Below are 22,661 nucleotides of genomic sequence, written 5' to 3'. Positions count from 1 at the left end.
GTCGAACCTCTACCTTTGATCTCATGGCCCGCGTGCACGCCTTCACCGACGACGTACTCGGCACTCTCGACGCTGTCGGGGTCGCCGAGGCGTTGCGGCGCGGTGACTTCAGCACCGCCGAGGCGGTCGAGGCGTCCATCGCCAGGATCGAGTCGATCGACCCGGCGCTCGGCGCGATGGCGTACCGGACCTTCGATCGGGCCAGGGTCCAGGCGTGTTCTCCGCGGGCAGGCTTCTTCGCGGGCGTACCCACCCTGATCAAGGACAACACCGACGTCGCCGGCGTGCCGACCAGAAACGGCACGGACTCGTACGTCATGCCGCCGGCCTCGCGCAACGGCGAGATGACCAAGCTGCTCTTCAAGCTCGGGCTGCTGTCGTTGGGGAAGACGCAGCTCTCGGAGTTCGGCTTCTCGGGCACCGCAGAGCATGCCCGGCTCGGTGCGGTGCGCAACCCGTGGGACACCGGCCGCGTGGCCGGTGCGTCATCGGCCGGTTCGGGCGCGCTGGTGGCTGCCGGGGCCGTGCCGCTCGCTCACGGCAACGACGGCGGCGGCTCGATCCGGATCCCTGCCGGGGCCTGCGGGCTGGTCGGGCTCAAGCCGACCCGCGACCGGCTGCCGCAGGATCCGCTCTACGGGCTGCTGCCGCTCAAGATCGTCACCGACGGGGTGCTGACCCGATCGGTGCGCGACACTGCGGCCTTCTTCCGGGAGGCCGAGAAGGCTCACCACACCTCGCTGCCGCCGATCGGCGACGTCACCGGTCCCGGGACGAAGCGGCTGCGCTGCGCGATCTTCACCGGCGCGCTCGGACGCGAGGCCAGCCCCGAGGTCGCCGAGCTGACGCTCAAGACCGCGGCCGTGCTGGAGGAGCTCGGACACACCGTCGAGACGGTGCCCGCGCCGGTTCCCGAGAGCTTCGCCGACGACTTCGTCCTCTACTGGGGCACCCTCGCGGTCGCCCTGGTCAACGCCGGGCCGCTCCGTGGCAAGACCTGGGACCGCCACCGTCTCGACAACCTCACCGTGGGCCTGGCCCAGCACACGCTGAGGAACGCGAAGAACGTCCCGGCGGCCATCGTCCGGCTGCGGAGGGTGCAGGCGATCGCAGAGGGCTTCCATGCTGCGTACGACGTCGTCCTGACACCCACGGTCGCGCACGAGACCCCGGAGCTCGGCCGGCTGGCTCCGAGCCAGGCCTACGAGCTGGTGATGACTCGGCTGATGGACTGGGTCGCGTTCACGCCGTGGCAGAACGTCACCGGTGGGCCGGCGGTGTCGCTGCCGGTTCAGCAGACGTCGGCCGGGCTGCCGCAGGGAATGATGTTCGGGGCGGCGCCGGGGCGGGAGCGGATGTTGCTCGAGCTGTCCTACGAGCTCGAGGAAGCGATGGGTTTCGCGCGCATCTGGGAGTCCGGCGGAAGCGCCAAGGACCCCTCTGACCTGCGATGATGCATGCGTCGGACGGAGGGGCCGCCTCGATTTGTTGAGCATGGTGCCCCTGCCGTAATGTTCTCTCACGCAACGCCCCTTTAGCTCAGTCGGCAGAGCGTCTCCATGGTAAGGAGAAGGTCTACGGTTCGATTCCGTAAAGGGGCTCTGGAGTTCGGGTCCCGCAGTGAGGAATACTGCGGGCCTGATTCCTGTTGAGGCGGGGTAGCTCAGGCGGTTAGAGCGCACGACTCATAATCGTGAGGTCGCGGGTTCGATCCCCGCCCCCGCTACCGCCAAAGACCGCAACACCTCGATCAGCACCGTAAGGAAACTCCTGTGGCCAGCAAGAGCAGCGACGTTCGTCCGAAGATCACCCTCGCTTGCACCGAGTGCAAGGAGCGTAACTACATCTCGAAGAAGAACCGTCGGAACGACCCCGACCGTATCGAGCTCAACAAGTACTGCCCGCGTTGCCGCAAGCACCAGCCGCACCGCGAGACCCGCTGAATCTTCTCAGTAGAGCGCGACGCTGATCGGCGCGCTCCGAACGCCCCGCCCCCGCGCTTCGGGAGGCGGGGCGTTCGTCATTTGCCGAGACGTCACTCCCGTCGGCCGAGACGTCACTCCGGTCGGCCGAGTTGGCACTGGCCTGCCAACTCGGCCGACGTACGTGACGCTTCGGCCGACCTACGTGACGCTTCGGCCAGCGCGCGTGACGCTTCGGCCGACGCGGGTGACTTCTCGGCGGACCACTAGAGTTGTCCGCATGGCAGTTGATGGGTCGCTCGTAGGGCGCGCTTTTCCTCCGACCAGGCCCTATCGGGTCACCGACGAGAAGGTGCGGGAGTTCGCTGCCGCCACCGGGGTGGACTGGGAGAGCGGGGACCGGGTCCCGGCGACCTTCCCGATCGTGCTCGCCTTCGACGCGATGAACGCCTTCCTGGACGACGTCGAGGTCGAGTTGTCGCGGATCGTGCACGGCGAGCAAAAGTTCTCCTACGTCCGGCCGATCGCGCCGGGAGACGTGCTGGTCGCGACCCTGAGCGTCGCCTCGCTGCGCCAGATCGGCGGCAATGACATCATCGGGACGGTCTCGGAGATCACCGACGAGGCTGGCGCGGTCGTGTGCACCACCTCGGCCACCCTGGTCCACCGAGCGGCGGAGGTCGCGTGATGACTCTCGAAGCAGGCGCCGAGCTGGCCACGAAGACCTACCCCATCACCCGGGCGTCGCTGGTGCGCTACGCCGGCGCGAGCGGCGACTTCAACCCGATCCACTGGTCCGACCGGATCGCCACCGCCGTCGGCCTCCCCGGCGTGATCGCCCACGGCATGTTCACCATGGCGCTGGTCGCCCGCGCGGTCTCGGAGTGGACCGACGGAGCCGAGGTCGTCGACTTCGGCGCCAAGTTCACCAACCCGGTCGTCGTGCCCGACGACGACGAGGGCACCTCGGTGACGATCAGCGGCACGGTGAAGTCGGTCGAGGACGGGCTGGCGACGATCGCCCTGACCGTGGTCTCGACAGGCTCGACCACCGGGGAGCCCCAGAAGGTCCTCGGCATGCCGAAGGTCTCCGTACGTGTCTGAGCCAATTGTCTCGGGCTCCGCTTCGATAGAGAACCTTTCCGACCACACCACCTTCCATCTCGGCGGCCCGGCGGCGGAGTTCGTCACCGCGACCACCGCCGCCGAGATCATCGAGGCCGTGACCGCGGCCGACGCTGCCGCCAAAGACGTGCTCGTCCTCGGTGGCGGCAGCAACCTCGTCGTCGCCGACGCCGGCTTCCCGGGCACCGTCATCAAGCTGGCGACGACGGGCGTCGCGGCCGAGACGGTCGAGGGTGGCGTACTCGTCACGGTGGCGGCCGGCGAGACCTGGGACGACTTCGTGACGACCGCCGTCGACAAGGGCTGGAGCGGCGTCGAGGCGCTCTCCGGCATCCCCGGCAGCGTCGGCGCGACACCCATCCAGAACGTCGGGGCGTACGGCCAGGATGTCTCCCAGACGATCACCTCGGTCAAGGTGCTCGACCGCGAGCTTCGCGAGGTGCGGAGCTTCACCGCCGGCGAGTGCGGGTTCGGCTACCGCTGGTCGCGGTTCAAGGAGCGACCGGGCCGATACGTGGTCCTCGAAGTCACCTTCCGGCTCGCCACCGACGGCGAGACCGGCTCCCCGATCGCGTACGCCCAGCTCGCCGGTGCTCTCGGCGTCGAGCAGGGCACCCGGGTGCCGTCCAAGCAGATCCGCGAGGCCGTCCTGTCCCTGCGCCGCAGCAAGGGCATGGTCATCGACGAGGCCGACCACGACACCTGGTCGGCGGGCTCGTTCTTCACCAACCCCGTGGTCGCCCCCGAGGACGTGCCCGAGGGCGCCCCGGCCTACCCACAGCCCGACGGCACCGTGAAGACCTCCGCCGCCTGGCTCATCGACCACGCCGGGTTCAAGAAGGGCCACGGGAACCAGAGGGTCTCCCTCTCCACGAAGCACACCCTCGCCCTCACCAACCGCGGCGAGGGCACGACCGAGGACCTGCTAGCCCTGGCCCGAGAGGTACGCGACGGGGTCGAGGCGGCGTACGGGATCGTGCTCGTCAACGAGCCCGTCATGCTCGGCGTGGAGCTCTGACCCACCCCGACTCGACGTCAGGTTCGGTTCAGGAGCACCAGGACCTCGTGGTGGTCGGTGTTGGGGAACATGTCCAGGAGCCGTGCTGAGACCGGTCGCAGCGAGGGCATGTCGCGCAGGTCGCGGGCGAGGGTGTCGACGTTGCACGAGGAGTAGACGACGTGCTCGACCTCTGACCGCTCCAGCCAGCCGGCGAGCGAGGAGCCGATCCCGCGCCGCGGCGGGTTGACGATGACCAGGTCCGGCGCGGCGCCGGCCGAGAGGGCGTACGCAGCAGCGTCCCCGGCCACCCAGCTGGTCCCGGGCAGCCCCAGCTCGGCGGCGGTCGACGCGGCGGCTTCGATGGCCTGCTCGCTGGACTCCACGCCGAGCACGTCCCGCCCGGGCGCGGCGACGTGCAGACCGAAGCCGCCGACGCCGCAGTAGAGGTCCCAGACAGAGGTAGGAGCCGCCGAGGAGACCAGGTCGCGGGCATGGCGGTAGAGCGCGGCAGCGACGGCCGTGTTGGTCTGGAAGAACGAGTGCGGGCGGAGCCGGAGGCCGATCCCGTTGACCTCCATCGTCAGCGCCTCACGAGCAGTCAGGAAGATCTCTTCGGGTCCCTCGATGACGGCTTTGTGCTCCGGCTGGATGTTCACCGACGCAACGCCGATCGGGAGCTCGTCCAGCAGCGCCGGAAGGTGCTTGCGCAGCCGGGACAGCGCCTCGGTGGACCGCAGCACCCAGCGCACCATCAGCTCCCCGCCAGGGGCCTGGGTGACGATCACGTGCTTGAGCTCGCCGCGGCGCTCCGGCACCGAGTAGGGGGTCAGCCGCGCGGTCGTGACGAACCGGGACAGCACCGGCAGCGCGGCCTGCAGGCCCGGGGTGTGCAGCCCGCACGCGAGCAGGTCCACGCCGAGGCCATCGTGCGACAGGATCCCCAGAGTCGGCGCCTCCACCGAACCGGCGACGACCATCTTCGCCTTGTTGCGGAAACCGGCCTCCGGGCTGGAGACCGGTTCCTCCCAACGTACGTCACCGAGAGCCTCGGCGACCCGCTGCTGCTTCTGCGCGAGCTGGTCGACGTACGCCATCTCCAGCCAGCGGCAGGAGCGGCAGGCACCGGAGGTGAAGTAACCGCAGTCCATCCGTCAGATTCGGCTGCTCAGCATCGCGTTGACGCTGTCGTACGTCGTCGTGGGCTCGACCTCCGCGACGACGAAGAGCATCACGATGATGAAGACGACGTAGGCGATCCAGAAGAGCATCATGAGCGCCCCGAAGACCGTGCCGATGATGCCGGTGATGAAGCCGGCCTGAGCGTTGCTGCGACCGCCGTAGGCCGCCGGATTGGCGTCGATCTCGGCCATCACCCGCTTGCCCTTGATCCAGCCGAACGGTGCGATGAAGACGCCGATCCCGCCGCACATGACCGACAGGCACAGCCCGACGATGCCGAAGACCATCGCCGAGCTGGCCTCGGGGTGGGGAGGGGGCTGCGGGAAACCGTAGGGCGCGGGCTGGTAGCCGGGTGGGGGAGTGCTCGTCATCCGTCAGAACTCGCTGTCGTACGACTCGTAGCCGCTGTCGTAGCCCGAGTCGTCGAACCCGCCGCTGACGCCGATGATGATGATGACGACGACGAAAAGGATGGTCAGGATCAGCAGGACGGTGCCGATGATGCCGAGGATGAAGCCCGCCTGCGCGTTGCCGCGGCCGGTCAGGGCGCCGGCCGACGCGTCGATCCGCTTCTTGGCGGAGAGCCCCATGAACAGGGCGAACGGCGCGAGGACGATCGGGAGACCGCACAGGAACGACCCCACGAGACCGACGATTCCGAGGACCATCGACGTGGTCGCCCCGGAGTCCGGGGTGCCGACCTGGCCTGCGTACGCGGGGGGAGCACCGTAGGGCGCCTGGCCGTAGCCCGGCTGCCCGCCGTAGCCCGGCTGACCACCATAGGCAGGCGGCGGAGGCGTCTGTCCGTAGCCGGCCGCCGGCGGCTTCTGGTCGAAGGTCGCGCCACCGTAGGGGTTGGACTGCTGCTCACCGTAGGTCTGGCCGTACATCGGCTGAGTCGGCTCGACCTGGGTGGTCTCCGGCTGGGTCGGCTCGGCCGGGGTCGGCGGAGGCGGAGCGGAGCCGTCGGCCGGCTTGTTGGGATCGGACTGATCGTCGGACGGGTTCGTCATGTCCGTCATTCTGTCTTAACTCGGCGAATCCGTGTGTTGCGAGGGCGTGTTGACCCAACCATCGATCTCGGCGAGCAGGCCCTTCTTGGTCGACTCGGGCGCGGTCGAGGCGGTGACCGACATCCGCGCCAGATCGGCGAGGGTCTCGTCGGTGAGCTCGTGGGCCGCTCGCATCGTGGCGTACTGCGCCGCCAGCCGGGACCCGAACAGCAGCGGGTCATCGGCGCCCAGCGCCACGGTCGCACCCGCGTCGAGCAGCTGCGGCAGCGGCACCGACGTCAGGTCGGAGTAGACCCCGAGCGACACGTTGGAGGTCGGGCAGACCTCCAACGCGACGCCCGCGCGCACGATCTCGTCGAGCAGCGCCGGGTCCTCGGCAGCGCGTACGCCGTGGCCCAGCCGGGTCGCGTGCAGCGACCGCAGCACGGTGCGGATGTGCTCCGGCCCGCGCAGCTCGCCGCCGTGCGGCATCAGCCGCAGACCGGCCCGCTCGGCGATTCGGAAGGCATGGTCGAACTCCTCGGTGCGCCCGCGCCGCTCGTCGTTGGAGAGGCCGAAGCCGACCACGCCGTGGTCGACGTACTGCCCCGCCAGCCGCGCCAGTGTGCGCGCGTCCATCGGGTGCCGGGTGCGGTTGGAGGCGATGATCACCGCGATCCCCAACCCGGTGGCCCGCTCGGCGTCGGCGACGGCATCGAGGACGAGATCCGTGAACGCCGTGATCCCGCCGAACTTCGCGGCATAGCCCGACGGGTCGACCTGGATCTCGAGCCATCTGCCGCCGTCGCGTACGTCGTCCTCCGCTACCTCCATGACGAGCCGCCGGATGTCGGCCTCCGTACGCAGCACCGAGCGCGCCACGTCGTAGAGCCGCTGGAACCGGAACCAGCCCTTCTCGTCGGCCGCGCTCAGCGTCGGCGGCCAGTCCGCCACCAGCTGCTCGGGCAGCCGGATCCCGTCGCGGGCGGCCAGCTCGAGGAGGGTCTGATGGCGCATCGCACCCGTGAAGTGGAGGTGCAGATGCGCCTTCGGCAGCGTACGCAGACTGCGCCGGTCTTGGTGGGGTCGGGCCTCGCCAGAGTCAGCAGTCACGCGAGCAGCTTCTCCGCGGCGGCCAGCTTCACACACACCGTGACGACCTCCATGGCCCCGCTGACCTGCTCCAACGGCGGGAAGGACGGCGCGAGTCGGATGTTGGTGTCCTCCGGGTCGTGCTTGCCGGGGAAGGCCGAACCGGCCGGGGTCAAGGCGACGCCCGCGGCCTTGGCCAGCTCGATCACCCGGGTCGCGGTGCCGGGGAGCACGTCGAGGCTGACGAAGTAGCCGCCGGCGGGCTTGGTCCAGGTCGCCACGCCGAGCGCACCGAGCTCGTCGGTGAGCGCGTCCTCGACGGCGGCGAACCGCGGCGCGAGCAGCTCGCGGTGCTTGGCCATGTGGTCGCGGACACCGGCTGCCGAGCCGAAGAACTCCGCGTGCCGCAGGTGGTTGACCTTGTCGGGACCGATCGCGCCGTGGCTGAGGTGGTCGAGCCACCAGGCGACGTTCTCCTTCGAGCCGCCGAAGAAGCCGACGCCAGCGCCTGCGTAGGTGACCTTGGAGGTCGAGGCGAAGACCAGCGGACGGTGCGGGTTGCCGGCGGCGTTGGCCAGCGACACGATGTCGGCGGTCTTGGTCTCGGCCGGGGTCAGGTGGTGCAGCGCGTAGGCGTTGTCCCAGAAGATCTTGAAGTCGGGCGCGGCGGTCGGCATCGAGGTGAGCCGCTCGGCGATCTCCTGCGAGGTGGTGTCACCGGTCGGGTTGGCGTAGGTCGGGACCAGCCACATGCCCTTGATCGTCGGGTCGTCCTTGACCAGGGCGGCGACGGCCTCGGCGTCGGGCCCGTCGGCACCCATCGGCACGGTCAACATCTCGATCCCGAACCACTCCAGGAGGGTGAAGTGGCGGTCGTAGCCTGGCACCGGGCAGACGAACCTCACCGTCTCCTCGCGGCCCCACGGGCGCTCGCTGTCGACGCCGCCGTGAAGCCACAGGTACATCAGCGTGTCGCGCATCATCGTCAGGCTCGAGTTGCCGCCGGCGATGAGCTGGCCGGTCTCCAGGCCGAGCAGCTCGGCGTAGATCTCGCGGATCTCGATGCCGCCGGCGAGTCCTCCGTAGTTGCGTGTGTCCGTGCCGTCCGGGGCCGTCGTCGACTTGGGTAGCTGGAGCAGGCCGTCGGAGAGGTCGAGCTGGTCCGCCGAGGGCTTGCCCCGGGTCAGGTCCAGCTTCAGGCCCTTGGCCACCAGGCTGTCGTACGCGGCGCGCTGCTCCGTTGCGAACGCTTCGAGGTCCTCGCGCGAGAGCTCGGCGAGGGGACGGGGATCTGAGGTCATGCCAGCAATCCTAGGGTCAGCGCACCCCGGTTTTGGAAGGCCCATCGCCCAGTGCGTAGACTCACCGTTGGTGGTCTTCCCACATGGTCAGTTGCGCCCTCAACCGCGCCGCTGATGCAGACCTCCATAGGGCACTAGCTCAACTGGCAGAGCATCGGTCTCCAAAACCGAAGGTTGGGGGTTCAAGTCCCTCGTGCCCTGCAAAGCCGGACCAGCGATGGAAACGTTTTCGAGAGAAGGTGGCGGCGTGACGGACAGCAAGGCAGTCCCGACTCCGAGCGACAAGAAGACGGAGAAGCGCACCAGTCTCCCGACGTTCTACCGCCAGGTCGTGGCCGAGCTCCGCAAGGTCGTCTGGCCGACGCAGCAGCAGCTCACGACGTACTTCATCGTGGTCCTGGTCTTCGTCCTGGTCATGATGGCGATCACCGCGGGCCTTGACCTCGGGTTCGGCAAGTTGATGTTCTGGGTGTTCGGCGGCCGCGACGCGTGATCGCGTGGGCCCCGGCCCGCGGAACACACCCGATACACACAATCAACGGTTTGGAGCAGGACGTGTCTGAGCAGGACTACACCGAGGAGACCGAGGTCCTCGAGACGGCCGAGGCCGCCTCCGACGTGCCTGCAGAGGCCGAGCTCGACGAGGCTGACGGGTCGGACGAGTCCGGCGAAGCCGTCGAGGGCGAGGCGTCCTTCGACGAGATCGTCGAGGGCGAGGCCCCTGAGGCTGCTGACGACGACCCGCTCGAGGCGTTCCGCCGTGAGCTGTGGGCGAAGCCGGGTGACTGGTTCGTGATCCACACCTACTCCGGCATGGAGAACCGGGTGAAGTCCAACCTGGAGAACCGCATCGTCTCCCTCAACATGGAGGACTACATCCACGAGATCGTGGTCCCCACCGAAGAGGTCCCGGAGATCAAGAACGGCCAGCGCAAGATGGTCAAGCGCACCGTTCTCCCGGGTTACGTGCTGGTCCGGATGGACCTCACCGACGAGTCCTGGTCCGCCGTACGCCACACCCCGTCGGTCACCGGCTTCGTCGGCCACAGCCACCAGCCGGTGCCGCTGTCGATGACCGAGGTCGAGAACATGCTCGCCCCCGCCGTCGTCGCTCAGGCCGAGGCCGAGGCTGCCGCCGCAGGTGAGGCCGCGTCCTCCACCGGCGGCTCCGCGACCACCGCCAAGAAGCCCGTCGAGGTCGTCGACTTCGCCGAGGGCGACTCGGTCACCGTCGTCGACGGTCCCTTCGCCACGCTGCACGCGACCATCACCGAGCTCAACGCCGAGTCGCAGCGCGTCAAGGCGCTCGTCGAGATCTTCGGCCGCGAGACCCCGGTCGAGCTTTCGTTCAACCAGATCGAGAAAGTCTGAACGACCCACTTTCCCGTAGCAATCAGGCCCCTTGCCCGCATCCGCGAGCAAGGGGCCTGATGCTTTGCTGATGCGTGCAGTCAGGCGGGTGCCGGCAACGTCGACAGCTCCTGCGGATCGCTGGCAGCGGGCAACCGTACGAGAGCCTCCAAGTCGCGCACGACGGCAGCAGGTGTGATCGGAGCAGGCATCAGCAGCACGTCGATGAGCCCGTCGACAGAGTTGTCGACGGTGAACCGAGCCGCGGCGTTGATCCGGACGAGCTCGTCGACCGCGCCGAGGGCGGCGGCCGAGCGGACGCCTCGCGCCAGCGCGGCCGGGTCGTCTGGCGCGACGAGCGTGATCGAGCCGCAGTCGGTCTCGGGGAGCCCGCCGTCGTCGGAGGCGACGACGCGGCAGCCGGAGTGCTGAGCCTCGATCGAGACGATGCCGAAGGTCTCGTGCCAGTACTGGCTGTTGGACGGCATCACGATGATGTCGTGATCGGCCATCAGCGTCGCCATCGCCCGCGGTGTGGTCCTACGGGGTACGACCCGCACGCTGGGATGCGCTTCGATGACCCGCTGGATGTTGCGGCCCTGCGGCTTGTCGGCGCCTGCGGTCGTGACCGTGCAGGTGAAGACCCGGTCCTGCCCGACAGGATCCAGGTCTAGCATCGCCAGCAACGTGTAGATCCCCTTCTCCGGACTCAGCCGACCGGCGTAGAGGATGCGGATCTCGGCGTCGTCGGCGGGCGGGCGGGCCTCGGTGCTGAAGCAGAGCTCGGCGTAGGGGTAGACGATGCTGATCGTGTCCAGGTCGACGTCGAGGAACTCGGCCCACAGGCCGGCGGCGAACCGGCTGGTCGCGATCAGTGACCGGTCCTGCATGGTGGCGGCGATCCGCACTCGGTCGACATCGCTGCCCGGCGGCGGCACGTGCAGCATCTGGTACGCCGGTCGCCGGGTCACGACGACAGGGAACTCGGCGACGAAGATGACGACCCCGTCGAGGTCGCCGACGTCTGCGACGGAGGCCATCGAGAGGAAGGGGATGTCCGCGAACTGGTCGCGTCCGTCCTCGATGCCGACCCCGATGGTGACGATGTGGGCCCTGATACCGCGGCGGTTGAGCTCGCGGACGTGCCCGATCGTGTAGTTCTCGGTGCCGCCGGTGCCTGCCGGCAGCGGCTGGTGCGGGTTCCAGACGAAGTAGATGTTTCCGACTGTCTTCGGACGATGGTCGCGGTACGAAGGCATCTGCCAACTGTCTGCGGATTGCTGCCGACACCGCTGCCGTGTGCCTCCGCGATGGCCGCGGCGAGCGACAGGTGTCCTGCAGTCTTGGTTCCAGCGTAGCCGGTGGGCCCTCACCGCACGTGGACGCGAACTTCCCAGGGCTCCAGCCGGCCGGGACCGCTCCGGCTCAGGGCGTAGTTGGTCAGCACCAGGTCACGAACCGTCAGGTCGTCACGGTCGAAGGAGACCGGGAGGTCGGACAGATTCGCATGGACGGTGAGAGTCGTGTCGCCCAGGTGGCGCCGGAACGCATAGATCTGGTCACGACCCGTGTGGACGGCGACGAAGTTCCCGTCCACGACGACCGGTAGCCGGTGCCGTAGGGCGATCAGCGCGCGGTAGTACTCATAGATCGAGCCTGGCGTCCCGCGCTGCGCGGCGACGTTCAACCAGCTGTGGTTGGGATTGACGCCGATCCAGGGACTGCTGGTGGTGAAGCCGGCACCGGGCTCGGCGCTCCACTGCATTGGCGTGCGCGAGTTGTCCCGGCTCCGGCGCCGCAGGGTGTCCAGCACGACGGAGGGGTCCTCGTGGTGCGTACCGACGGCTTTCGCGTAGTAGTCGAGGGACTCGATGTCGCGGAACTCGTCCAGCGCGGCGAACGGGGCGTTGGTCATCCCGATCTCCTCGCCCTGGTAGACGTACGGCGTGCCCCGGTGCAGGTGAAGCACCGTCGCCAGGGCGGTGGCCGACTCGCGCCAGCAGGTGGTGTCGTTGCCGTAGCGGGAGACGACCCTGGGCTGGTCGTGGTTGTTCCAGTAGAGGCTGTTCCAACCGGTGTCGCCGAGGGCGGTCTGCCACTTCGCGAGCGTGTCCCGCAGGTCGTTGATGTTCATCCGGCGCTGGGTCCACTTGTCGCCTTCGGCGTCGAGGAAGACGTGCTCGTACTGGAACACCATGGCCAGCTGGCCGTGCTCTCGGTCGGTGAACTCCCGGGCCTGCTCCGGAGTCACGCCCGGCATCTCGCCAACGGTGAGGTAGGTGTCCGGTCGCGGATCGAAGACCCGGCGCTTCATCTCGGCCAGGTAGGCGTGGATCTGGGGACCGTAGCTGAAGTGCGGCATCCCGTCGCCATAGCCGTCGCGGTTGAGCGGCCCGTCGGGCATCGCGGGATCCTTCGAGATGAAGTTGATGACGTCCATCCGGAAGCCGTCGATCCCGCGGTCGAGCCACCAGTTCATCATGGTGAAGATCGCCTCGCGGGTGTCCGGGTTGTCCCAGTTCAGATCCGGCTGGGACGGGTCGAACAGGTGCAGGTAGTACTGGCCGCGCTCCGGCACCCACTCCCAGGCCGAGCCGCCGAAGGACGCACCCCAGTTGTTCGGCTCCGATCCCGGCTCGCCTGGAACGGTCCCCGGCCGGGCGTCCCGCCAGATGTACCAGTCCGAGGTGGGTGCGTCATGTGAGGCGCGCGAAGCGAGGAACCAGGGGTGCTGGTCCGAGGTGTGGTTGACGACGAGGTCCATGATCAGTCTCATGCCTCGTAGGTGCACCGCGGCGAGCAGCCGGTCGAGGTCCTCGAGCGTGCCGAAGAGGGGGTCGACGTCCTGGTAGTCGCTGACGTCGTAGCCGTTGTCCTGCTGGGGCGAGCGATAGACGGGCGACAGCCAGATCACGTCGATGCCCAGCTCCTGGAGGTAGTCCAGCCGGTCCACGATGCCCGGAAGGTCGCCGATGCCGTCGTTGTCGGAGTCGGCGAAGCTTCGGGGGTAGATCTGGTAGACCACCGCTGACTTCCACCACGCCTCGTTCTCCGAGGCCGATCGAACCGCGCCGGGTGTGGCCATGCGCCGCCGCCTCGGATCTGCCACCATGCCAGTGTCGAGAATGACCTGGGCGACTGTGGCCTTCTGCGAGCCTATCCGGAGCGCAAAGTGCGTACGCAGGGCTCGCGACGCTGCCGGGTCACGGCAGCGTGTCGATCAGCCACTCGACGTACCCGGTGATCTCGGTGACGACTCCGGGAGCGTCGGCCCTGGTCTCGGTGACGGTTCTGCCGAGCAGCCGGATGCCGCAGGCGTCGATGGCGCGGTTGGTGTCCCATCCCGGCGCGAGGTCGGGGAAGCGGGCGGCCAGCTCGGCGCCGCAGATCCCGCGGCGCTCGGAGACCGAGGCCAGGCTCCCGTCGTCGGTCGGCGTGGGGCTGGGGGTGGGTGTGGTCGAGGGGCTCGAGCTCGGCTTCTTGCCCGGCTCTGCACTCGGTGTCGGCTTCGGCTTCGCTCCGGCATCGACCGGCCGCTTCTTCCCCGGCTTCCCGTCCGCGTTCTTCTTCGCCTTCGGTCCGCGCGCGGTGGGGCTCGGGTCGGCGTGGGCAGGAGCGGCGGCGAGCTCGATGTCGTCACTGCCGTAGGGGCTGTCGGAGTAGCCCTTGGCGATCTTCAGGACCGTGGCCACGTACGCCTCGCTGCGGTTGTAGCGCGCGAGCGCGGCCCGCTGCCCCTTGGTGGTCGAGACGTCCTCCTTGCCCGAGCAGAGGTAGACCGCAGCGGCGAGGGCGGCGTCGTCGATGTCCTGCGGGTCGCGGACGCCGTCGCCGTCTCCGTCGACGGCCACCAGGGGCCACGTGGAGGGGATGAACTGCATCGGCCCGACGGCCCGGTCGCCGCTGGCGAGGTCGTCGACCGCTCCGCCGTCGGTGTCGGGTGCAGGGTCGCCTGAGGCGGTTGTCAGCAGAGGTCCGTAGATGGCGGGAAAGGCCTTGCCCGCGTCGTCGAGCCGGCTGCTCTTCAGGCGTCCGTGGTCGGACTCGACCATCCCGACCCCGGCGAGCAGCGTCCAGTCGAGGGCGCAGGCCCGGTCGGCGGTGGTGACGACGGCGGCTGCGCGCTGGTAGGCGGCCAGGGCGGTCATCGGGATGCCGCTGCCGTTCGCCATCGCGACGGCGACAGTGCCGGTCCGGGCGCCTTTCCGAGCACCCTGGGCCGGCGCCGGCTCGGTCACGCTCGCGGGCTGTTCGATCATCGAGGTCGCCATCGTCTCCCCGCCGGGCAGCTTCACGGGCTCTTCGGGATCGAACCCGGTCCCGGTGGCGGCAGCGGTCCAGGCGGCCGACAGCGCGGTCAGCGGGACGAGTGCGGCGAACATGGACAGGCGACGTCGATTGAACAATTGAACTCCCTTTGTAAATCCCGGGGGGAGTATGTCAGCGACGTGCCGTGGTCGTCATGAACAGGGGTCCGATCAGTGAACCGACGTGCTGATTTCGTGGATCCGACCTCGATCACGGACAATTGACCAGTTGCGCGAGCAACACAGCAGGTGGCAGAGGCCGAACGTACCAACGGCTTCGTCATGACCACGAGAAGGAAGAGATCTCAAGAATGCCTCCGAAGAAGAAGATCGCAGCGCTCGTCAAGGTGCAGCTGCAGGCCGGTGCTGCGACCCCGGCCCCGCCGGTCGGTACCGCGCTCGGTCCGCACGGCGTCAACATCATGGAGTTCTGCAAGGCGTACAACGCCCAGACCGAAGCCATGCGCGGCAACGTGATCCCCGTCGAGATCACCATCTACGAGGACCGCAGCTTCACCTTCATCACCAAGACCCCGCCGGCCGCGGAGCTGATCAAGAAGGCCGCCGGCCTGAAGAAGGGCTCGTCCGTCCCGCACAAGGACAAGGTCGGCAAGCTGACCAAGGACCAGGTGCGCGAGATCGCGACCACCAAGCTTCCCGACCTCAACGCGGAGGACATCGACGCCGCGATGAAGATCGTCGAGGGCACCGCCCGCTCCATGGGCGTCACCACCGACTGAAACGTGGGAGAGCCGCGCTGGCTCGCTAACCACATCTCCTCTTAACCACTTAAGGAATCACCATGCAGCGCAGCAAGACCTACCGCGCGGCGGAAGAGACGTTCGACAAGAACGAGCTCTACGCCCCGCTGGCCGCGATCAAGATCGCCAAGGGCTCCAGCAAGAAGAAGTTCGACGAGACCGTTGACGTCGTCATGCGTCTCGGTGTCGACCCCCGTAAGGCCGACCAGATGGTGCGCGGCACCGTCAGCCTGCCGCACGGCACCGGTAAGACGATGCGCGTCATCGTCTTCGCCGCTGCTCCGGACAAGGCCGAGTCCGCTCGCGAAGCCGGCGCCGACGTCGTCGGTGGCGACGAGCTCATCGAGAAGGTCTCCGGTGGCTGGCTCGACTTCGACGCCGTCGTCGCGACCCCGGACATGATGGGCAAGGTCGGCCGCCTCGGCCGCGTGCTCGGCCCCCGTGGCCTCATGCCGAACCCGAAGACCGGCACCGTGACGCCGGACCCGGGCAAGGCCGTGTCCGACATCAAGGGCGGCAAGATCGACTTCCGGGTCGACCGCCACGCCAACCTCCACTTCATCATCGGCAAGGCATCCTTCTCCGAGGCCCAGCTCGCTGAGAACTACGCCGCTGCTCTCGAGGAGGTGCTTCGTCTGAAGCCGTCCTCCTCCAAGGGCCGCTACCTGAAGAAGGTCACCGTCTCGACGACCATGGGCCCCGGTGTCCAGGTCGACCCCAACCGCATCAAGAACGTCGCGGGTGAGGACGAGGCCTGAGCCTCTCCGACCACACATCGAGCGCTGTCGCCCAGAACGGGCGGCGGCGCTCGATGCATTTGTGCGCTGCGTACGTCATCTTTCTGTTCCTCTGTCACTGCCGGGCGACGGTGTCAGGCTCCTAGGGTCGGAAGGTCGACGAAAGGAACCTCGGTGCTCAGACTTCGTGTTCTCGTCCCAGTTCTTGCCGTAGCCCTCCTCGCTGCCACGGGTGTCACCGCCGCAGCGTCGGCGGAGCCGCCTGAACCGGTGGTCCGCACCGACAAGGGAGCGGTCCGAGGCGTCGCCCACGACGGCTTCCGGACATTCCAGGGAATCCCGTACGCCGCCCCGCCGGTCGGCCGGCTCCGCTGGCGCGCGCCCGCGCCGGCCGCTTCGTGGACCGGGGTGCGCGATGCCACCGAACCGGGCAGCCAGTGCGCACAGCTGGCTCCGGCGTACGGAGGCGAGACGACCTACGACGAGGACTGTCTGTTCCTCAACGTGGTCGCCCCGGAGCGGCCGGGGAAGCGGAAGCTGCCGGTGATGGTGTGGTTCCACGGCGGCGGCAACACGACCGGCTCCAGCACCGGGTACGACGCGAGCAAGCTCGCCGTCGATGGTGATGTGGTGGTCGTGACCGTCAACTACCGCCTCGGCGCGATCGGCTGGCTGGCGCACGCCGGGCTGGACGGGGCGTACGAGTCCGGCAGCTACGGGCTGCTCGACCAGCAGGCGGCTTTGCGCTGGGTGCAGCGCAACATCGCCGCCTTCGGTGGCAACCGGGGGAACGTGACGGTCTTCGGGGAGTCGGCCGGATCGATCGACACCTGCGCTCAGATCGCCTCGCCGGCCGCCGCCGGACTGTTCCACAAGGCGATCCCGCAGAGCGGGAGCTGTGCGGCCGGGGCTCGCAGCGATGCGGGTGCCGAGGCGGAGGGGCAGCGGCTCGCCGCCGCAGTGGGCTGCGGCGACGCGGCTGATGTGGCTGCCTGCCTGCGGGCGACCCCCGTCAAGGAGCTGATCGAGGCGTTCGGCGCCGCCGGGCTCAACGCCGGGCCTGTCGTCGGCGACCCGCGGGTGCTGCCGCGTACCTATCCCGATGCCATCGACTCCGGGCGCTTCAACCGGGTGCCGGTGATGCACGGCTCGACCCTGGACGAGATGCGGCTCTACGTCGGCCTCGAGTATCCGCTGCCGATCACGGCGGAACAGTACGAGCAGGTCGTACGCAGAACGTACGGCTCTGCCGCCGAAGCCGTCCTCGAGCTCTACCCGGCGAGCGCCTACGACGAGCCGCGGCACGCGCTGGCGGCGATCCGAACCGACTCGGCCGGTGGTCTGTCCACCTGCTCGCACCAGGATGCGTTCGCGAAGCTCGAGGCCGCTGGGGTGCCGGTCTTCGCCTACCAGTTCGCCGACCGGGGTGCGCCGCCGCTGATCGACATGCCGGGCTACGACGAGGGCGCGGAGCACGCCACCGAGCTGACCTTCCTGTTCCCGGGCCTGTTGGGTGAGCTCGACGAGCCGCAGCAGGAGCTGTCGGACACGATGGTCGGCTATTGGACCTCGTTCGCCCATCACGGCCGTCCGGCCGCGCCCGGCGCTCCTCGCTGGCCGGCCTTCCGGGACTCCGCCGACGTGCTTCAGCTGGCGCCGGGGGCGTCGGGGATCCGACCGGTCGACACAGCTGCGGCGAGCCACTGTGCCGTCTGGGCAGGTGTTGTCGGCTGACTCACAATCTCGCCACGATGGCTCCTCTAGACGAGGGTCCCGGGCCGGTGGTGACCAAAGACACGTAGAGTGCCCCGCATGAATCTGCGGAAGCTCGCTGCTGCCCTGACCGTTCCCGCCCTTGCCCTGGCGCTCGCCGCCTGCGGTGGTGGCGACGAGGGGGGCACGTCGCCGTCGGGTGCCAAGCTGGTCAAGGCCGACACCCTGACCATCTGCACGCACCTGCCCTACAAGCCGTTCGAGTTCAACGAGGGCGGTGAGGTCGTCGGCTTCGACATCGACGTGATCAAGCTTGCGGCCGACGCCGAGAAGCTCGAGACCGAGGTCGTCAACATCGGCTGGGAGACCATCGTCTCCGGTGAGGCGCTCAACTCCGGGAAGTGTGACGTCGCCGCGGGTGCGATGACGATCAACGAGGAGCGCGAGAAGGTCATGGACTTCACCGAGCCCTACTTCGAGGCCACCCAGGCGCTGATGACCAAGAAGGGCGCCGGTTACGCCTCGCTCGACGACCTCGCCGGCAAGACCATTGCGGTCCAGGAGGCCACCACCGGAGCCGACTACGTCGCGGAGAACGCTCCCAAGGACACCAAGATCATCACCCTCGAGGACTCCGCGCTGATGATGCAGGCGGTCAAGTCCGGCAAGGCCGACGCCGGCGTCAACGACAACGGTCTGCTCTACGACTTCGTCAAGTCCAACACGGACATGGAGATCACCAGCGAGTTCCAGACCGGTGAGGCGTACGGATTCACGGTCAAGAAGGGCGGCAACGACAAGCTGCTCGAGGCGCTCAACAAGGGCATCAACGACAAGGCCGCCTACGACGAGGTCTACAAGAAGTGGTTCGGGGAGGCTGCCGCGCAGTGACTGACGCGGCCGTAGTTCCCAAGAAGCGGATGTCGCCGCGCAAACGCGCGGCGCTCGTCCGCTATATCCAGTACGCCGTCTTGGTGCTGGTGATCGTCGCCCTCGCGCTGGTCGCCGACTGGGGTGAGATCAGGCGGGCGTTCGCCGACCTGGACATCGCGTCTCAGCTGTTCCCTGATGTCATCCTGATCGCGCTGAAGAACACGATCTTCTACACCGCCTGCGGGTTCGCCTTCGGGCTGGCGCTGGGCCTCGTGCTCGCGTTGATGCGGCTCTCCAGCGTCGGTCCGTACCGGTGGATCTCGACCGGCATCATCGAGCTCTTCCGCGGGCTGCCGGCTCTGGTTGTGTTCCTGGTGCTCGGGCTCGGGCTCTCGCTGGCGTTCGGAGTCCAACCCTCCAACCTCACTATCGTCACGCTGGCGCTTGGTCTGGTCGGTGGTGCCTACATGGCCGAGACGATCCGGGCGGGCATCCAGGCGGTGCCGAAGGGACAGTACGAAGCGGCGCGCACCTTGGGGATGACCCACACCCGCGCGATGGTCACGATCGTGATCCCGCAGGCGTTCCGCATCATCCTGCCGCCGCTGACCAACGAGCTGATCCTGCTCACCAAGGACTCCTCGCTGGTCTACATCCTGGGGTTGTCGCTGGACGAGTACGAGCTGACCGCGTTCGGTCGTGAGGCCATGAACGCCAACGCCAACCTGACGCCGATGGTCACGATCGCGCTGTGCTACCTGCTGATCACGGTGCCGCTCTCGATCGTCGTACGCCGCATGGAAGCCAAGTCCGGGAGGGCTCGCTGATGACCCAGACCGAGACGACACCGGCAGCCGACCGCGGCGCGGCGGTGATCGACGTACAGAACCTGCACAAGTACTTCGGTGACAACGAGGTCCTCAAGGGCATCGACTTCCACATCGCGCGGGGAGAGGTCGTCTGTGTGATCGGGCCCTCGGGCTCCGGAAAGTCGACGCTGCTGCGTTGCGTGAATCTCCTCGAGGAGCCGACCAGCGGCACGATCCTGGTCGACGGCGACGAGATCACCGATCCCGACGCCGACGTGGACGCGCTGCGCGCCCGGATCGGGATGGTCTTCCAGCAGTTCAACCTGTTCCCGCACATGACCGTGCTGCGCAACCTGACGGTGGCTCAGGAGAAGGTGCTCAAGCGCGGCAAGGCCGAGTCGCTGGAGATCGCTCGGACCAACCTGGAGAAGGTCGGGCTCTCGGACAAGGCCGACGCCTATCCGGCTCACCTCTCCGGCGGCCAGCAGCAGCGCGTCGCCATCGCGCGGGCGCTGTCGATGAACCCCGACATGATGCTCTTCGACGAGCCGACCTCCGCCCTCGACCCCGAGTTGGTCGGCGACGTCCTGGCCGTCATGAAGGACCTCGCCGCCGAGGGGATGACCATGATGGTCGTCACCCACGAGATGTCCTTCGCTCGTGAGGTGGCCGACAAGGTCGTCTTCATGGACGGCGGCGTGATCGTCGAGGAGGGCCTCCCCGCCGACGTCCTCGGCAACCCGCAGCACGAGCGCACCCAGGAGTTCCTGGCCCGGGTGCTCTGAGGCCGGATGTTCACTGAGGTAACTCGGTAGGGCTGCACTTCCCTCGTGGAGTTCCGTGAAGGAAGTGAGTGCTGACCGAGTTACCTCGGTGAACAGACGCGGGCGACAGCGGCAGTGACCGCCGCGAGAACGAGGCAGAGGCCCGCGCCCGCGAGCCAGACGACCGGTGTCCCGATGGACATCAGCCCGGTCGCGAGCATCGGACCGATCGTCTGTGCGATCCCCCAGCACGTTCCGTACGCCGCCAGGTAGCCCGCACGCGTGACGTCCGTGGCCAGCCCGGCCACGAGCGCGATCGGCGGACCGAGCAGGAGCACCTCGCCGAGGGCGACGATCGCGCAGCCGATCGCGAGCAGCGGCAACGGGGCGGCGTACGCGATCACGGCGAAGCCGCCGGCCATCAGGAGCAGACCCGCGCGCATCAACGGGAACGGTCGGGCGGCGGCGCCGCGGAGCAGGCGTTGGCCGGCGATCGTGACCAGCGCGGCGACCAGGAGCAGCCACCCGGTGGCCGCGGCGTCGTGCCCACGAGCGGAGACCGTGAGGGGGAGGGCGACCACGCTCAGGATCCAGGCTGTCGCGAAGCCGGTGCCGAGGGCGAGCATCGTCAGGAGCCGGCGGTCACGCCAGGGGCTTGCACCAGACTCGTCCCGGCGTGGGCGTGGCCTGCTGGTGTCGCGTACGAGCGCGAGAACCAGTCCCGCCGCGCACAGGCACGTGAGCGCATCGGCGACGAAGAGGAGCCGAAGGTCGACGCCGCCCACGATCGCCGCCAGTGCGCCAGCGGCGACGCCGGCAACCGCCATCGCCGCGCCGTAGAGTCCGTACGCCTGTGGCCGTCGCTCTGGCTCGACGGACTCCGCGATCAGCGCCTGGGAGGCGGGCTCGTAGATCTCGTAGGCCAACCCGAGCAGCGTCGCGCCGATGAGCGCTCCGACGACACCAGGGGAGGCGGCGATGACGAGCTGGGCCGCTGCGCAGGCGACCAGTCCCGTGACGATCGTCGGGCGCCGGCCCACGGCGTCGGCCATCCAGCCGCCGAGGAGGCGCGAGGGGATGGTGGCGAGGCCGAAGGCGGCCACGACTGCTCCGGCGGTCGTGAGCGAGGCGCCGTGGACGTCGACCAGGGCGACCGCGAGGAAGGCCATGGCGAACGATCCCAGCCGGTTGACCGCTCGGGCGATGACCAGAGCGACGAGGAACCGCGGCCACCGCACGCGTTCGTGACTGGTCAATGGTTGAATGACAGTCATGAACGAGACCGTAGATCCGACGACCGTGACTGGTCAAATACATTTCGACAGTCACGTGCATACGGTGACCGAGCAGGCGTGCAAGCTCGTCAACGCCCTGACGGCCGGTTACGACGGCACCCGCGCCGTCGACCCGCCGCCGCTCGGGCAGCGCGCCGGGGTCGTGCAAGGTCTGTTGACCCGTCCCGACTACCAGCCGCAGGTCGACGGGGCTGACGCTGATGGGATGGTGGCGTTGGCCGGATCGCTGCGCGTGGTGTTCGAGGCTGCGGCGAGCGGCGACCTGGACACCGCCGCGATCCAGGTCAACTCACTCATGCGCGAGATGGGCTCGGTCCCGCAGCTCGACCGGGCCCGCGGTGGAGGATGGGCGCTCCACTTCCATGGTCGCGATCCTGGTCTCGTGGTCGGCTGGGGTGCTGGTATCGCCGCCGGTCTGGCGCTGGCCATCGGCTCCGACCTGGCCGGCCGCCTCGGCGTCTGTCGGGCCGACCCGTGCGACCGGGTCTTCGTGGACACGTCCAAGAACGCCGGGCGGCGCTTCTGCTCCACCCGATGCCAGAGCCGGGTGAAGGCCGCCGCCCATCGGGCCCGCCGGGCCACCTCCTGAGCTGCGGGATGCGAGCCTGGAGCAGCGGCTTGCCATGGTGATGACGAGATGCCGCTGAGGCCGGCCGCCGCTGCCAGTAGGGTCTGCGTCGTGCCGACGCCTGATGACTACTTCGTGACCCTGGGAGAGCTGCAGTCCGAGTTCGCGGCCGCGTTGAAGCAGGCCGACCCGGATCTGCCGGTGCCGTCGTGCGACGACTGGTCGGTCGGCGACCTCGCTGACCACCTGGCCGGGGTGCACCACTGGGCCGCCGCGATGGCGCGCGACGAGGACGAGGAGCCGCTGCCGGTCCCGTTGGACCTGGTCGCGACCTACGAGGCCCAGGCCGCCGAGCTGCGTGAGACGCTCTCGGCGCTGGGGCCGGAGGCGACCGGCCGGATCCTCAACGGGCTGACCGAGGACGGCCGCGGGCCGGTCTCGTTCTGGTTCCGGCGTCAGGTGCACGAGAGCCTGGTCCACCTCTGGGACATCCGCTCGGCGTTGGGCCTCAGTGCGCCCGAGGCGACGCCAGAGCTCTGGGCTGACACCGTCGACGAGGTGCTGACCGTGATGTATCCGCGGCAGATCGCGTTGAAGCGCGCGCGCAAGATCGTCACCCGCATCGAGCTCACCGCCACCAATATCGACCGCACCTGGGCGATCGGGGCTTTGAACGCGGTGCAGAAGGTGTACGTCTCCGGGTCGGCGCGAGGCCTCGCCCTCCTGCTGTGGCGCCGCGCCTCCCCGAGCTCCGCCGGCCTGACGGTCACCGGCGACTCCGCCGCGCTCAACGAGGCCCTGACCCGCGCCATCGTCCCCTAGGGCGACCGGTCGGCCCGCCGCGTCACTTCCCGCATGTGCACGGAAGTGGCA

24 protein-coding genes and 3 tRNA genes are annotated in these 22,661 nt (G+C 68.6%); 18 read left to right on the top strand and 9 right to left on the bottom strand.

Annotated elements, in window-relative coordinates:
* Nucleotides 1–23 precede the first annotated feature (23 nt).
* The 7 genes from IEY84_RS03235 to IEY84_RS03205 all read left to right on the top strand — a co-directional run bounded on the left by IEY84_RS03235 (nt 24) and on the right by IEY84_RS03205 (nt 4,065).
* A complete protein-coding gene (locus tag IEY84_RS03235; protein WP_183542132.1) occupies nt 24–1,454 on the top strand; it encodes an amidase in 1,431 nt (476 codons plus the stop codon).
* A gap of 74 nt (nt 1,455–1,528) precedes the next feature.
* Nucleotides 1,529–1,601, top strand: a tRNA-Thr gene (locus IEY84_RS03230).
* Between the two features lie 51 nt (nt 1,602–1,652).
* Nucleotides 1,653–1,726: transfer RNA gene (locus IEY84_RS03225), tRNA-Met, on the top strand.
* Nucleotides 1,727–1,772: 46 nt separating this feature from the next.
* Nucleotides 1,773–1,943, top strand: a complete 171-nt coding sequence (rpmG, locus tag IEY84_RS03220; protein ID WP_179660944.1) for a 50S ribosomal protein L33 — start codon at nt 1,773–1,775, stop codon at nt 1,941–1,943.
* Between the two features lie 259 nt (nt 1,944–2,202).
* Nucleotides 2,203–2,610, top strand: coding sequence for an FAS1-like dehydratase domain-containing protein (locus IEY84_RS03215; RefSeq protein WP_183542130.1), 408 nt, complete (start codon nt 2,203–2,205; stop codon nt 2,608–2,610).
* Nucleotides 2,610–3,026, top strand: a complete 417-nt coding sequence (locus tag IEY84_RS03210) for a MaoC/PaaZ C-terminal domain-containing protein (RefSeq protein ID WP_183542129.1) — start codon at nt 2,610–2,612, stop codon at nt 3,024–3,026. Before IEY84_RS03215 ends, IEY84_RS03210 begins: the two co-directional genes overlap by 1 nt.
* Nucleotides 3,019–4,065, top strand: a complete 1,047-nt coding sequence (locus IEY84_RS03205; RefSeq protein ID WP_229788257.1) for a UDP-N-acetylmuramate dehydrogenase — start codon at nt 3,019–3,021, stop codon at nt 4,063–4,065. The genes IEY84_RS03210 and IEY84_RS03205 overlap by 8 nt, the downstream gene beginning before the upstream one ends.
* A 17-nt stretch (nt 4,066–4,082) precedes the next feature.
* Here IEY84_RS03205 and rlmC read toward each other — a convergent pair whose 3' ends face one another.
* Genes rlmC through IEY84_RS03180 form a run of 5 tightly spaced genes read right to left on the bottom strand, consistent with a single transcriptional unit; the run spans nt 4,083 to nt 8,611 of the window.
* A complete protein-coding gene (gene rlmC / locus IEY84_RS03200) occupies nt 4,083–5,195 on the bottom strand; it encodes a 23S rRNA (uracil(747)-C(5))-methyltransferase RlmC (protein ID WP_183542128.1) in 1,113 nt (370 codons plus the stop codon).
* A 3-nt stretch (nt 5,196–5,198) separates the two neighbouring features.
* Nucleotides 5,199–5,597, bottom strand: coding sequence for a DUF4190 domain-containing protein (locus IEY84_RS03195; RefSeq protein WP_183542127.1), 399 nt, complete (start codon nt 5,595–5,597; stop codon nt 5,199–5,201).
* A 3-nt stretch (nt 5,598–5,600) separates the two neighbouring features.
* The gene (locus tag IEY84_RS03190) at nt 5,601–6,239 is read right to left on the bottom strand and encodes a DUF4190 domain-containing protein (RefSeq protein WP_183542126.1); all 639 of its coding nucleotides are present in this window, start codon (nt 6,237–6,239) and stop codon (nt 5,601–5,603) included.
* A 15-nt stretch (nt 6,240–6,254) separates the two neighbouring features.
* Nucleotides 6,255–7,331 (bottom strand): adenosine deaminase, encoded by a 1,077-nt coding sequence (locus IEY84_RS03185; protein ID WP_183542125.1) that lies wholly within the window; start codon nt 7,329–7,331, stop codon nt 6,255–6,257.
* Nucleotides 7,328–8,611: an aspartate aminotransferase type Ic gene (locus tag IEY84_RS03180; protein ID WP_183542123.1), complete on the bottom strand. Its 1,284-nt coding sequence runs from the start codon at nt 8,609–8,611 to the stop codon at nt 7,328–7,330. The genes IEY84_RS03185 and IEY84_RS03180 overlap by 4 nt, the downstream gene beginning before the upstream one ends.
* Before the next feature lie 128 nt (nt 8,612–8,739).
* Here IEY84_RS03180 and IEY84_RS03175 point away from each other — a divergent pair.
* The 3 genes from IEY84_RS03175 (at nt 8,740) to nusG (ending at nt 9,982) form a co-directional block, all read left to right on the top strand.
* Nucleotides 8,740–8,812 (top strand) — tRNA-Trp (locus IEY84_RS03175).
* 16 nt (nt 8,813–8,828) lie between these two features.
* Nucleotides 8,829–9,104: a preprotein translocase subunit SecE gene (gene secE / locus IEY84_RS03170; protein WP_141802516.1), complete on the top strand. Its 276-nt coding sequence runs from the start codon at nt 8,829–8,831 to the stop codon at nt 9,102–9,104.
* A 62-nt stretch (nt 9,105–9,166) separates the two neighbouring features.
* Nucleotides 9,167–9,982, top strand: a complete 816-nt coding sequence (gene nusG / locus IEY84_RS03165) for a transcription termination/antitermination protein NusG (RefSeq protein WP_229788256.1) — start codon at nt 9,167–9,169, stop codon at nt 9,980–9,982.
* Between the two features lie 80 nt (nt 9,983–10,062).
* On the opposite strand, the gene IEY84_RS03160 is transcribed toward nusG, so the two are convergent.
* The 3 genes from IEY84_RS03160 to IEY84_RS26995 form a co-directional block, all read right to left on the bottom strand.
* Entirely contained in the window at nt 10,063–11,220 is a 1,158-nt protein-coding gene (locus tag IEY84_RS03160; protein WP_183542121.1) for a glycosyltransferase family 4 protein, read from the bottom strand.
* Between the two features lie 110 nt (nt 11,221–11,330).
* Complete coding sequence (locus IEY84_RS03155) at nt 11,331–13,046, bottom strand: alpha-glucosidase (protein WP_183542120.1); 1,716 nt, start codon at nt 13,044–13,046, stop codon at nt 11,331–11,333.
* A gap of 118 nt (nt 13,047–13,164) precedes the next feature.
* The gene (locus tag IEY84_RS26995; RefSeq protein ID WP_275944473.1) at nt 13,165–14,343 is read right to left on the bottom strand and encodes a lytic transglycosylase domain-containing protein; all 1,179 of its coding nucleotides are present in this window, start codon (nt 14,341–14,343) and stop codon (nt 13,165–13,167) included.
* 236 nt (nt 14,344–14,579) lie between these two features.
* On the opposite strand from IEY84_RS26995, the gene rplK reads away from it, so the two are divergent.
* The 6 genes from rplK (at nt 14,580) to IEY84_RS03120 (ending at nt 19,946) form a co-directional block, all read left to right on the top strand.
* On the top strand, nt 14,580–15,008 hold the full coding sequence (gene rplK / locus IEY84_RS03145; RefSeq protein ID WP_141802520.1) for a 50S ribosomal protein L11: 429 nt from the start codon (nt 14,580–14,582) through the stop codon (nt 15,006–15,008).
* 62 nt (nt 15,009–15,070) lie between these two features.
* Nucleotides 15,071–15,787 (top strand): 50S ribosomal protein L1, encoded by a 717-nt coding sequence (gene rplA, locus IEY84_RS03140; protein WP_183542119.1) that lies wholly within the window; start codon nt 15,071–15,073, stop codon nt 15,785–15,787.
* Between the two features lie 153 nt (nt 15,788–15,940).
* Nucleotides 15,941–17,500, top strand: coding sequence for a carboxylesterase/lipase family protein (locus IEY84_RS03135; protein WP_183542118.1), 1,560 nt, complete (start codon nt 15,941–15,943; stop codon nt 17,498–17,500).
* A gap of 78 nt (nt 17,501–17,578) precedes the next feature.
* The gene (locus IEY84_RS03130) at nt 17,579–18,370 is read left to right on the top strand and encodes a transporter substrate-binding domain-containing protein (protein ID WP_183542117.1); all 792 of its coding nucleotides are present in this window, start codon (nt 17,579–17,581) and stop codon (nt 18,368–18,370) included.
* Nucleotides 18,367–19,179 (top strand): amino acid ABC transporter permease, encoded by an 813-nt coding sequence (locus tag IEY84_RS03125; protein WP_229788252.1) that lies wholly within the window; start codon nt 18,367–18,369, stop codon nt 19,177–19,179. The genes IEY84_RS03130 and IEY84_RS03125 overlap by 4 nt, the downstream gene beginning before the upstream one ends.
* Nucleotides 19,179–19,946 (top strand): amino acid ABC transporter ATP-binding protein, encoded by a 768-nt coding sequence (locus IEY84_RS03120; RefSeq protein WP_221208445.1) that lies wholly within the window; start codon nt 19,179–19,181, stop codon nt 19,944–19,946. The genes IEY84_RS03125 and IEY84_RS03120 overlap by 1 nt, the downstream gene beginning before the upstream one ends.
* Before the next feature lie 80 nt (nt 19,947–20,026).
* Here the strand turns inward: IEY84_RS03120 and IEY84_RS03115 are convergent, their stop codons facing one another.
* Entirely contained in the window at nt 20,027–21,199 is a 1,173-nt protein-coding gene (locus tag IEY84_RS03115) for an MFS transporter (protein ID WP_183542116.1), read from the bottom strand.
* Between the two features lie 64 nt (nt 21,200–21,263).
* Here IEY84_RS03115 and IEY84_RS03110 point away from each other — a divergent pair, with 64 nt between their 5' ends.
* The gene (locus tag IEY84_RS03110) at nt 21,264–21,809 is read left to right on the top strand and encodes a CGNR zinc finger domain-containing protein (RefSeq protein ID WP_229788250.1); all 546 of its coding nucleotides are present in this window, start codon (nt 21,264–21,266) and stop codon (nt 21,807–21,809) included.
* A gap of 90 nt (nt 21,810–21,899) precedes the next feature.
* Entirely contained in the window at nt 21,900–22,610 is a 711-nt protein-coding gene (locus IEY84_RS03105) for a maleylpyruvate isomerase family mycothiol-dependent enzyme (protein ID WP_183542113.1), read from the top strand.
* Nucleotides 22,611–22,661: the final 51 nt, after the last annotated feature.

The sequence above is a fragment of the Nocardioides albus genome, from assembly GCF_014648255.1.
In the GTDB taxonomy this organism is placed as follows: Bacteria; Actinomycetota; Actinomycetes; order Propionibacteriales; family Nocardioidaceae; genus Nocardioides; species Nocardioides albus.
Note: the sequence above shows the minus strand (reverse complement) of the source record. Positions and strands in the feature narration are given on the sequence as shown.

Coding starts and splice junctions, on each gene's coding strand:
- IEY84_RS03180 (WP_183542123.1), bottom strand. CDS start 8,611: ATGACCTCAGATCCCCGTCCCCTCGCCGAGCTCTCGCGCGAGGACCTC.
- rplK (WP_141802520.1), top strand. CDS start 14,580: ATGCCTCCGAAGAAGAAGATCGCAGCGCTCGTCAAGGTGCAGCTGCAG.
- IEY84_RS03160 (WP_183542121.1), bottom strand. CDS start 11,220: ATGCCTTCGTACCGCGACCATCGTCCGAAGACAGTCGGAAACATCTAC.
- IEY84_RS03115 (WP_183542116.1), bottom strand. CDS start 21,199: ATGACTGTCATTCAACCATTGACCAGTCACGAACGCGTGCGGTGGCCG.
- IEY84_RS03190 (WP_183542126.1), bottom strand. CDS start 6,239: ATGACGAACCCGTCCGACGATCAGTCCGATCCCAACAAGCCGGCCGAC.
- IEY84_RS03155 (WP_183542120.1), bottom strand. CDS start 13,046: ATGGCCACACCCGGCGCGGTTCGATCGGCCTCGGAGAACGAGGCGTGG.
- IEY84_RS03235 (WP_183542132.1), top strand. CDS start 24: ATGGCCCGCGTGCACGCCTTCACCGACGACGTACTCGGCACTCTCGAC.
- IEY84_RS03215 (WP_183542130.1), top strand. CDS start 2,203: ATGGCAGTTGATGGGTCGCTCGTAGGGCGCGCTTTTCCTCCGACCAGG.
- IEY84_RS03210 (WP_183542129.1), top strand. CDS start 2,610: ATGACTCTCGAAGCAGGCGCCGAGCTGGCCACGAAGACCTACCCCATC.
- IEY84_RS03195 (WP_183542127.1), bottom strand. CDS start 5,597: ATGACGAGCACTCCCCCACCCGGCTACCAGCCCGCGCCCTACGGTTTC.
- secE (WP_141802516.1), top strand. CDS start 8,829: ATGGAAACGTTTTCGAGAGAAGGTGGCGGCGTGACGGACAGCAAGGCA.
- IEY84_RS03120 (WP_221208445.1), top strand. CDS start 19,179: ATGACCCAGACCGAGACGACACCGGCAGCCGACCGCGGCGCGGCGGTG.
- rlmC (WP_183542128.1), bottom strand. CDS start 5,195: ATGGACTGCGGTTACTTCACCTCCGGTGCCTGCCGCTCCTGCCGCTGG.
- rplA (WP_183542119.1), top strand. CDS start 15,071: ATGCAGCGCAGCAAGACCTACCGCGCGGCGGAAGAGACGTTCGACAAG.
- IEY84_RS26995 (WP_275944473.1), bottom strand. CDS start 14,343: ATGTTCGCCGCACTCGTCCCGCTGACCGCGCTGTCGGCCGCCTGGACC.
- IEY84_RS03130 (WP_183542117.1), top strand. CDS start 17,579: ATGAATCTGCGGAAGCTCGCTGCTGCCCTGACCGTTCCCGCCCTTGCC.